The sequence below is a fragment of the Streptococcus sp. VTCC 12905 genome (assembly GCF_049893385.1).
GTDB classification, from domain to species: domain Bacteria; phylum Bacillota; class Bacilli; order Lactobacillales; family Streptococcaceae; genus Streptococcus; species Streptococcus suis_AA.
Genome location: NZ_JBMVJC010000047.1, coordinates 1 through 9,882 on the forward strand (window position 1 = coordinate 1; position 9,882 = coordinate 9,882).

General features: G+C 42.3%; 10 protein-coding genes and 1 pseudogene. All 11 read right to left on the reverse strand.

Features of this window, described 5'->3' with window-relative positions; genetic code table 11:
* A partial coding sequence (locus ACPC58_RS11140) for a phage tail tip lysozyme (RefSeq protein ID WP_434066004.1) occupies positions 1-2,162 on the reverse strand: 2,162 nt, incomplete at its 3' end.
* Positions 2,159-4,510, reverse strand: coding sequence for a VirB4-like conjugal transfer ATPase, CD1110 family (locus tag ACPC58_RS11145; RefSeq protein ID WP_180482474.1), 2,352 nt, complete (start codon positions 4,508-4,510; stop codon positions 2,159-2,161). The genes ACPC58_RS11140 and ACPC58_RS11145, both read right to left, overlap by 4 nt.
* Positions 4,467-4,820 carry a PrgI family protein gene (locus tag ACPC58_RS11150; protein ID WP_044771483.1) on the reverse strand — a complete coding sequence of 118 codons (354 nt, stop codon included), beginning with the start codon at positions 4,818-4,820 and terminating at the stop codon, positions 4,467-4,469. The genes ACPC58_RS11145 and ACPC58_RS11150 overlap by 44 nt, the downstream gene beginning before the upstream one ends.
* A gap of 55 nt (positions 4,821-4,875) precedes the next feature.
* Complete coding sequence (locus ACPC58_RS11155; protein ID WP_180482473.1) at positions 4,876-5,730, reverse strand: type IV secretion system protein; 855 nt, start codon at positions 5,728-5,730, stop codon at positions 4,876-4,878.
* Positions 5,731-5,746: 16 nt separating this feature from the next.
* The gene (locus ACPC58_RS11160) at positions 5,747-5,989 is read right to left on the reverse strand and encodes a hypothetical protein (RefSeq protein ID WP_001072180.1); all 243 of its coding nucleotides are present in this window, start codon (positions 5,987-5,989) and stop codon (positions 5,747-5,749) included.
* A gap of 17 nt (positions 5,990-6,006) precedes the next feature.
* Positions 6,007-7,827 carry a VirD4-like conjugal transfer protein, CD1115 family gene (locus tag ACPC58_RS11165; RefSeq protein WP_434066005.1) on the reverse strand — a complete coding sequence of 607 codons (1,821 nt, stop codon included), beginning with the start codon at positions 7,825-7,827 and terminating at the stop codon, positions 6,007-6,009.
* The gene (locus ACPC58_RS11170) at positions 7,827-8,315 is read right to left on the reverse strand and encodes a hypothetical protein (protein WP_252562527.1); all 489 of its coding nucleotides are present in this window, start codon (positions 8,313-8,315) and stop codon (positions 7,827-7,829) included. Before ACPC58_RS11170 ends, ACPC58_RS11165 begins: the two co-directional genes overlap by 1 nt.
* Before the next feature lie 76 nt (positions 8,316-8,391).
* Positions 8,392-8,973, reverse strand: a complete 582-nt coding sequence (locus tag ACPC58_RS11175; RefSeq protein ID WP_180482470.1) for a CPBP family intramembrane glutamic endopeptidase — start codon at positions 8,971-8,973, stop codon at positions 8,392-8,394.
* 2 nt (positions 8,974-8,975) lie between these two features.
* Complete coding sequence (locus tag ACPC58_RS11180) at positions 8,976-9,209, reverse strand: hypothetical protein (protein WP_010730328.1); 234 nt, start codon at positions 9,207-9,209, stop codon at positions 8,976-8,978.
* A 9-nt stretch (positions 9,210-9,218) separates the two neighbouring features.
* Entirely contained in the window at positions 9,219-9,602 is a 384-nt protein-coding gene (locus tag ACPC58_RS11185; RefSeq protein WP_180482469.1) for a hypothetical protein, read from the reverse strand.
* Positions 9,603-9,611: 9 nt separating this feature from the next.
* Positions 9,612-9,882: pseudogene (locus tag ACPC58_RS11190) on the reverse strand (hypothetical protein); the annotation flags it as partial.

The following is a 9,882-nucleotide window of genomic DNA, read 5'->3' on the forward strand; positions in this document are numbered from 1 at the left end:
CCATGGAGCATAAAATCCAGTTGTAAGCCTAAGTCATACCACTTCTGATTTTTCCCTTTGGCATACTCTAATAATAAAGTATGTCTGCGTGACCCATCTGCAGTATCTGTCCACTGCCCTAAGCCTAAGCCACGTCTTAGAATATTGGGGTACCTGCCATTATAGATAGCTGGACCATTAAGGGACAACCAGCCCTCATCATCCCAAGAACTGGCACTTGCCCCAACTGGAGGCGATAAGTAATCACCTTCAGCTCGTTTGGGATTGATTGAGGATTCTACTGACCAGTTTCCTAAAATAGCCGCAATGGCTTGATTGGTCGCCCCTTGACTCTTCAAATACTCATAGATAGCTTTGGCTCTCGCAAACTCATCGCCTCCAAATTGACCAATCGTAGGAAGAATGGTCGTTTGGAGTTGAATGACTTTAGGAAAGTAAAAGGCTGGATTGACATAAACCAGTCTCTCTGAATCATCGTCAACCTTTTGATAGGTCACTTTAAGACCAGCACCATCCTTAGTTTGACCGATCACTTCCCCTGCTTGGACTTTTTGGCCATCGCTCACTCGACCAGTATGGATATTAAACAAGGTCAATTGAGACTTGTTTAGTCCCTTACCTGACGTGATGATAATGTTCGCGCCATCTAGGGAAACCTTACCATCCATGGGAGCCACAATCACTTGATTTTCTTTAGCTTCTAGAATGATATGATGATGAAGCGTTGGCTTGTCATCAATCACCTCATAGCCATAGCGGACTGTCATGGTAAGCGCATCGTCTTCAGTCTGATCTTGAAAAGGATTATCCAATTCTTGGAGGGCAAGGTAGGTGCCTTCCTCACTTAATTCCTTTAAGTCTTCTCTATCGTCATCAGAGAGCTTATAGGCAGGCTCCTTACTTAACTCAAGCATGGATTTTAAAGAATCCCCACCGTTTAAGTCCTGCCAAAGTTGACTCAAATAGGCTTGATAGGTTTTATCCCCTTCTTCCATGACTTCTTCTAAAGCATAATCTTGATACTTAAGATTCATAAAGCCCATGACGTCATCAATCTTGGTGTAGTAGGTAATGCCAGTGGGGTTGGTTCGGGTGTTTTCCGCATCTTCCCACGTCATGTGCGTATAGGCTTTTGTCAGTTCACTCTCATCCTGTTGAATGAGAGTAGTTCCTGAAATTCCTATAACAAAACTCATCATCAAAAGCAAGAAAAACAAGAGGCCTGACACGACCCAAGTCATAGGATTAAGGGCAATTGATGAAAAGAAGGTCAGGCTATTCTTAATCGCTTGAATAACCCCTCTGATTCCTGACACACTGTGCCTTCTGGCTTGCTTGAGAAAGGTGTGGTATCGCCTTTTTGGCTTTAAGGGCTTCTGACGGGTGAACCCTTTCCCCTTTTTAAAGTTCTGATACCGCTCCTTACTATGAGCGACTTTCGTCTTAGTAAACCGAAGACCAGTCTGCCCACTTTTGACAAGGAGTTTCCCTGACTGATAGGTAAATCTCCCATAGCGTCTTCCTTTAATCACAGACTCTTTTAAGGTTCTGATTCCCTCTAAGTCATCATCTTGAGCGACTACATCCAGTGATTCTGAAGCGACATAGCGTAACCCTCGTTTGACCTTAGTTGAGGGGTTCTTAAACTGATGTGCTTTTTTCAGTAGTTTCACGTCACGCTTAGCTGATTTCACCTCTTTTTCTGCCTGAAGGCGTTCAAGAGGTTTTTCTTTTTGAAACTGAAACCGTGATGTTTTTGATTCTGTTGGCTTTTTCTGATAAGTAAACTTAGAGGTAACGGCCTCCTCTTTTTCGGCCATCTTGACCTCTGCCAAGTGTTTTCTCGCTACTGCTAGGCTCTGTCTGGCTTGAGGAAGCCGATACTTCTTAGTTTCCTTACGCTTTAGCCATCTGGGAGACACATAGGCAATCGCTTCCTTGAAGGTATCTGTCGCTAGGTCTTTTTCCTCTTGATAGGTTTGCTTCAGAGTCTGACGTTGTTCCCTTGTTTCAGCTTTCTCAGCTCGGCGCATGATAAAGCGTCGTTTCGGAAGAGAGCGTTTTAACCCCTTCTTCTCCCTGCGATAATGGATACGACTAGCCTTTAAACTACTCTGAAAGGTTTTACGGGCTACCTTGACCTTCTGTTGTTCTCTTGTCATTGTTCAGTCCTCATCTTTTCTGGATCGGTACTCATGATGTCAAAGAGTTGGGTTTGAAGTGGGATTTTATTTCTAAAGGGAACAACCGTTGAGCCTGCCTTAATCAATCCTGAACCCTTTTCTGGGTTAACCAAATATTTCTCAAGCTCTTTAGATAACCCTAAGAGGTGTACCAACTCTTCTCGGTCACTTTTAGCTTGTTTTAGAAGTATCATGAACTCGCTATTAGCGATAATGCGTCTGCCATTAGCATCTAATAAAAGAGTTTCCACGTTCTGGGTAATGCCTGTTGGAATGGCCCCATACTTACGGACACGACTCCATAATTTGAAGAAGAAATCAGAAGCGTACTTATCCAGCAACAATAGCTGCATTTCATCAAAGTAAATCCAGGTCTTCTTGCCAAGTTTTTGGTTTTTAACCACACGATTCCAAATCTGGTCAAAAATGACCATGAGGGCAATCTGCTTTAATTCATCCCCTAATTTTTTGACATTGTAAATGAGGAAATGGCTGTCCGTTTTAATATTAGTGCGGTGTGAGAAAATATCGAGTGAGCCTTCCACATAAAGCTCCATATCAAGGGCTAAGTCTTTGGCTTCTTGTTCAGGTTGTTTAGAGAGGACAAAGACCCATTCCACGAGAGATGGTGTCTCAAAATGCTTGTAGGTCAACCGTGTCACACGGTCAATCAAGGACTTTTCTCGACCATCCATTTTTCGGTCTAAGAGTTTCCCAATCCAAGAGAGAAGAAATTCAGATTTGACCTTAATAGGGTCTTCATCCATATTATCATCGGATAAGTCTAAAACATTTAAGAAAGTGGTAGAGTCAGGCGCAATATCAATGCTCTCCCCACAAAAGGCTTGACCAATGATACTGTACTCATTTTCAGGGTCTACAATGATGATTTCGGTATTACTCTCTTCTTCTTTTAACTTGGTTGAGATGATTTCATGCTTAGTCGCCATCCCTTTACCAGCACCTGATGTCCCTAGAATCAAGCCTGATGGGGTATTGAGTTTCCCACGGTCAATGGTGATGATATTACTTGAAATCTGATTTATCCCATAGAATTTCCCTCCCTTATCTTGTAGGTCAACAGAGGTCCAGGGGGAATTAACGGCAATATTTGAGGTCAAAAGAGACCGAGACACACCCTCAAGGTAGTTCTTGCCAAATGGCAATAAGCTATTAAAGGCAGCTTCTTGCATATAGGTCAGATTATCAATCACAAGGTCATTAGAACCTGCCACTTGTTTGATAATATCAAGGGAGTGCTTCAATTGGTCTTCGTCATCCGCAAAGACCCCAATCACAAAAAGTGTGTCAAAGAGCTTATCGCCTGTTTGCGTCATGGTTTTAATCAACTCATCGGCTTCATCGATGTTACTTTCTAGAACCTGACTAACCTTTTCAAGATATACGCCAGATCGTGCCATCTTTTGTTGTTCCCCAATTTTTTGTGATTCCATCAAAGTCTTCTTAGTGCGGAGCTTGGTCATGGCTTCTGACTTGGCTGACCCTTTAGCATGAAGACTAATCATCACTTCTAAATCCGACTGCATGAGTTCTCGTAAGAACTTATCTCCCAACTCCATCCCATAGTCACGAACATAGACAATCTGAAGCAGTCTATCATCCATTTCAATATGATTTTTGTGCTTAAAAGACAGACTGGTTGGGGCAATAAAGTGCTTAGTTGTTTGTCCTGAACGTACCAGGTCTTGATAGGTAAAGGGCAAATGATTTTCCCCTCGCAACATATCAGCCAAGTGATTCACACGGCTTTCTCCACTGAGGAGGGTAAAGTTCGCATCAATTTCAGAAAAACCACTCTTGAAGTATTCCCCAATCTGAGACAGGGAGCGATAAGCGAGTTTCGGATTTTGGTCTGACTTCCCAAAAGAAATGAGCTTAACCGCTGAAAAGTTATTTTCTCCAGCTTCAAGGTTATTTTCCATGATACGATTGAGTTCTTCACGATAGGTATCGTAGCCATCCTCATGAAAAGGATACAAGACACCCTTTCTAAACTTATCCAAGTTGACCCTCTGGTTAAAAATAGTAAGTTGGAAATTGGTCTTGTCATCCAAACTATTAATCAAGTCCGAATAGGTTTCCATAATGGCTCCCTTATCCTCCAAACCAACCGTTTGGTAATTGACATCTCCTAAAAGATAGGACTGAGAAAAATAATCTGGGGTGACTTGCATGAGACCATTAGGAAAAAGGCCTTGGTAAAGAAGCGTATTAACAGTTGTTGGTAGCACTTCTTCTTTTGGTTTACGTGTCTTCTTGTGCTTAGAAGAGGTCTTTGGTTTCATTGAGTGGTTTGTTTTTTTCACGTTGTATTCCTTTCTGTCCAGTTAGTGTACGGTCTGGTATGGTCATTTCATAATGCCATCTATAATTAAGATACGTTTCAAAGGGTAAGTCATTAGGTCGATAAACCCCAAATAACATGAGGGGAATAGTAAAGGTAAAGATAAGACCATAGACAAACCAATCCCCAAATTGCCAATAAAAGAGGTTTAACCCTAAAATCAGGATGGTAATGGCAATGGCTGGCAAGACAAAGATAACTTGTCGTGTGGTAAAGCCTAGCCAAGCCCTATGTTGGACTTTTGTGATGTCCTTAAAAACACGTGTATTCATAAGACTCCAATCTAAGATGAAAAAAGATTGGGAGGAACGTCCTTCCCAATCCTCCTTACATGCCTAGGATACTTCTGGCAGTCCGTTGACTGCCCACCAAGGCAATGATCAATAAAATAGCCTGAACTAAACCACCAAAGGCAGTTGCTAGCGTCTCCATCACTCCCGCACCATTTGAGAGAGCCAATTTCCCAGCTGATTCAAAGAGGGGAACAAGGGAAATAATTAAGAAAATCAAGACCCCTTGAAGGGCATAGACCATGATGTTTTTCAGGTAGCCAATCCCAACGCTTCGCCAGTCATCACTGAGGAAAGTCGGAATCGTTAGAGGCGCAAATGGAATCATGAGGTAAAGTTGGATAAAGCGAATGGTAATGAGGAGATTCACCACCATAACACTAACCAACCGCACTAACCATATCAGAATGGCAAAAAAGCCAACAATGAGTTTTCCAATAATTCCTGACCCTTTAAGTCCTGAAACGGTCTCATAAGTCGTTCCCCCATGAGAAACGACACCAGCTACACCTTCAATGATGTGAGAAGCAACGGCTAAAATGGCTTCTACAATAACAGTGGTGTTTGTAATCACTACTGCCACCATGATATAAGAGATAATCATAGGGGCAATAGCTTCAAAGGTCATGGCACCACCTGAGTTGGCGATTTTCTTAGCCATCTTAGAAAACTCAAGGACTAAAACGACTGCTAAGATAGCCACTCCCAAGGGCTGCATCACTCCTTTTGTGATCGCTGACATATACGACCACACGGTTGGGTTATAATCCGCAAGGGATTTGACCAAGTTGGCCGTCGATTCTAAGTCAACGTTAAAGCCTTCAAAAAGGCTATCGCTCGAAATTTTCTCTGACGCTAGAAAGACAAAAGCTGAAGGTAATGTGTTGTTCATGTCATACTTAGCCCTCCTAAATGGTAATTTGAGTGATAAAGGCACCAGCGGCACCTACCATTACACCACCCACAATTTCTAAGATGGCATTGCGGACACCAGGTCCACCATCTTTGATATTGGTTGATAGGTTTATAATGCCCATGACGACAAGAAAGGCACCTGTCGCAACCATTCCTTTTTGTAAGAGCGCCATGGCTTGGGCAAACATGGAACTAGCGTCCACGCCATAAACAAAGCCTGTTAATTTTTGGTTCATACGATTCCTCTTTTCTATTAGTGTAGTGTGCTTTCTTTGCTTAAATCCCTAACCTTGTGGTCTGAGGGTTCAAACGGAACTTCCTCTGTTTTGAGGGTGTCAATGTGGTAATGCCACCAACGTTCATCTGACTCCTTATCCGCCAGGTATTGCCAGTTCTTGTGTTTCAAGGGGAAGAACTTTTTCTCCTTAAAAACAGGAACCCCTGCTATTCTCACCAAGCACTCATCACGTTTCATGTTTCCAACTTCATCAGGGGTCATGAGATCCCTTGCGATTTTCTGATGAGACGTTGACCCAGACCCTGTTTGGCCATACGACCGACTGGTACTTCTCACATCAATGGTTTGTTTGCCTAAGAGACCACTCATAAACTTAAAGGTCTCTTCATCATTACCTCCAAGATAAAGCAAACTGTCACAGTTTCCTAGAATGGTTTTCCAAGCCTCCTTCTCCTTATAGAGCCCTTGAAGTTGGGCAATGTTTTGAAGAATGGGTACGAGACTCATGTTCCGTGAGCGAACTGTTGAGGTTTGTTCCGCAAAGTCTGGAATTTCACCGACATTCGCAAATTCATCTAAATAACTTCTCACGTGGATAGGTAGTTGTCCCTTAAAGTCCACATCAGCTTGTCTGGTTAAGGTTGAAAAGACGGTGGAGAAAAAGAGGGCTGAGAGAAAGCGAAAGGTGGTGTCATTATCTGGAATAACGAGATAGACCATAGTTTTCTGCGTTCCCCATGTTTTTAAGTCCAAGGTGTCACGTTTAGTTAAATCAATGACGGATTGGATATTAAAGAGGGCAAACTTAGCCGTTGTTACGGCAATTACTGAATCCAAGGTCTTATCCTTGTAGTTTTGGAAGTCTGCCCAGTTACGCATGGTGAAGTTTTCTGTCCCATATGTCTTGGCATAGGTCTCAAACATCACTTCTAAGACACTCTTATCTTGATTTTCTCCTTTGGATAAGAGCTTGATGAGTTTTCCAATTTCAGAAAAAGAGGGGTAACGCCCTCGCTTACGACGACTGTCTGCTTCTTCTTTGGTACTGCCTGGAGGATTGTAAAAATCCACCAAGTAAGAGGAAATGGCTCTGACTAAGGTCATGGAAGCTTCATCCCAAAAAGGATCACTGCGACTGCCATTGCCCTTAGTGTTATTGAAATAGACCGTAAGCATACGGTTCAAATCATTCTCCGTTTCCACATAACGAAAAGGATTAAAACCATCTGAGTTGGTCATGTTTACGAGGTCTAAGACCTTGACCTGATAGTCATTCTCTAAAAAGAGCTTCCCTGTCTTTTCAGCTAAGTGATCCTTAGGGTCAACGACAATATTGGAACAGTTAAGCTGAATCAGATTGGGTTTGACAAACCGAAAGGTCTTCCCGCTACCAGACCCACCGATGACCACAAGGTTCTTGTTTCGGTCAAACTGTGGGACTTTCTTTTCTAACAGGGTTAGCCTAACGTTTCGTGACAAAATAGTGTCATTGAAAGGATTCTTACTGAGAAAGGCTTTACGCTCACGACTATTCCCAAACCGAGCAGAGCCATATTCAGCCCCCTCTCGGTAAACCTTTTGACCAGTTGAAACATAAAGATAGACTAGGCCCACCGTCACAATCCCAAAGCAAAAGCCTAAAACCGATCTACCAGTAAAATGACCATTCCACAAGGGATTTAAGACCTGATTCTGTCCTTCGCCTAAGAGATAGGCAAGCCGTTCCAAGGGCGGTTGATTAGGTAGGCTATCGTAAAGCAAGACTAGCCGATGGCAGAAATAGCCAAAGGCAAGCCCTAAAATACCAAAGATAAAAACTTTTTTCCCTGAGACCATTAGTGAATGACCTCCTTTGTTTTCACAGCAGAGGGTTCTGACATCACAATCTGTTCCTTGGCTTGTGCGATTTCCTCATCAAGGGTTTTATCCATAGTTAGCCCTTTCAGTTTTTCTGGATTGGAAACGAGCTTTTGAAGTAACTCATCTAAGTGCTTGTCTAAGAGCGACTTATCCTTAGCATAGAAATGCAGGTAATCTCCTTGCCAACTAATGGCAATAGGAAGGTTTTCTGATTCCACCAATTCCTTGAATTTCTCGACATCAACTGGTTTATCCAAAATGTCATTTGAGATATTCAGCGACTCAATGGCATATGGACTTTGAAGGAGTTCTTCTAACTTTTGAACCCCAATCTTATAAGCCGAGTCTTGTGCTAGGACGTGTCTGGCTGACCACTCTAAGAGTTTGAGAAGGACCTTCACCGTAAACATAGCACTCCGTTCCGCATATTGAATCGCTTGGCGTTCCTGTTGTTCAGATGACATCATTTCCTCCTTTATATGATTCCCCATCAAAACAATAGGGTGCTTTCATGATACGAAAGCACCCTTGATTTTGGTATCACAATAAAGATAGGAAAAAGACAATTCCGTTCCAAGACAGGTGAACGAGAGTTGAGCTCAAACAGTCTGTTTGCCCTCTAACCACACCAAGGGTGAGACCTAAACTCCCATAAAGCACCCAAGTGAATAGACTGGATGGGTGATGAGCTAAAGCAAAAAGGGAACTCGTTAACAACACTTGAATCACTGGTTGAGACAAGACTCCCCACAACACCTCTCTATAAAAGACTTCTTCCACAACACTGGCATTAAGGAGAAAAAGAATAAAGGACAGAACAGGAATCTGGTCTTGAACAGTCACTAACGTTTCTTGGTTTGGTTCGCTTCCTGAAAATAGAGCACTCATAATAAGAGCAATACTTACCATGACACCTAGACTGCCAAGTACCCAAAGCCCTCTCTCCTTCAAGGATAGGTTTCTTTTAGGTATCTGGTACCTTTTCCAGCTCCACAATATCAGGGCTAGAAACGTCACTTGTAAAACAGGTAACCATGCCCCATTTAGCCAACCAACCAGGTACAAACTCACTAGGAGTACATTGACATGAATGGCTCCGTACATGACTACTAAACGTTTCATCTCTACCTCCTAAACAAATCTTCATAGTCAATCTCTAAAACACTCACTATTTTCTCCACCCATTTGCCTTGTGGCATGAGACGATGGGATTTGTAGTGACGAAAGGTTTGGTAGAGACGGTTAAACTCACTAGGGTAGACGTATTGCCCCTTAAACATCTGTCGAGCAAGGTCAGCCCATGATAGTCCTTTTTCCATAACGATAATTTCCAAATTTTCCCAAAAACGGTCGTTCATAACTCCTCCTTATGTCACCAGATCCTTAAAAAGATGTTCACGAAAGGAAACTACTTTTTGACTTCTCGGAAGAAAGGTTCTCGCTTCTTCTAAACTCATATCGGGATACACGTTATCCTCACAAACCACAAGTGGGAGACGAAGATTCTGGTCAGGTTTCCGTAGAACTACCGTCACTAACTCACTCAATTTCATCTCTCTATGACCTTTAAATCGTTGTAGCGAGGGGGATAAGAGCGTAAAACAATCACTGCTTTTGGTAAACAAGCCCAATAAGTCTTCACGTGACAGGTTACTTACTTCTTTACTGGAGTAGGAAATACCATGTGAGTCACAAAAAGATAGGAGTTTCTGATTCCGACTGTTATTTCGACTTAAATAGATTTCTAACATCGCTTCCTCCTACACAGATAGCTCCTTCTCTAATGCTTGAGTTGGTGGGGTAAACACCTTACTCATATCAATAGGTGACATGCCTTCACCGTAGCATTTAATTGTTATAAGACATTGGACCATTTCATATTGACCTTTGTATTTGTACAACTGACCATAAGTTCTGAATGCTAAATGATTTTCATCTGTTAAAAAGGCATCCCCACCATTTTTAATATCTTGTGTTTCAATAAACTCAAAAATACGATGTAAGTTGGACTCATAAGCTAACGGATAATTC

Excerpts from the sequence above, each read along its gene's own strand:
- ACPC58_RS11170 (WP_252562527.1), bottom strand. The coding sequence starts at position 8,315 with ATGTCATCTGAACAACAGGAACGCCAAGCGATTCAATATGCGGAACGG.
- ACPC58_RS11150 (WP_044771483.1), bottom strand. The coding sequence starts at position 4,820 with ATGAATACACGTGTTTTTAAGGACATCACAAAAGTCCAACATAGGGCT.
- ACPC58_RS11175 (WP_180482470.1), bottom strand. The coding sequence starts at position 8,973 with ATGAAACGTTTAGTAGTCATGTACGGAGCCATTCATGTCAATGTACTC.
- ACPC58_RS11160 (WP_001072180.1), bottom strand. The coding sequence starts at position 5,989 with ATGAACCAAAAATTAACAGGCTTTGTTTATGGCGTGGACGCTAGTTCC.
- ACPC58_RS11185 (WP_180482469.1), bottom strand. The coding sequence starts at position 9,602 with ATGTTAGAAATCTATTTAAGTCGAAATAACAGTCGGAATCAGAAACTC.
- ACPC58_RS11155 (WP_180482473.1), bottom strand. The coding sequence starts at position 5,730 with ATGAACAACACATTACCTTCAGCTTTTGTCTTTCTAGCGTCAGAGAAA.
- ACPC58_RS11180 (WP_010730328.1), bottom strand. The coding sequence starts at position 9,209 with ATGAACGACCGTTTTTGGGAAAATTTGGAAATTATCGTTATGGAAAAA.
- ACPC58_RS11165 (WP_434066005.1), bottom strand. The coding sequence starts at position 7,827 with ATGGTCTCAGGGAAAAAAGTTTTTATCTTTGGTATTTTAGGGCTTGCC.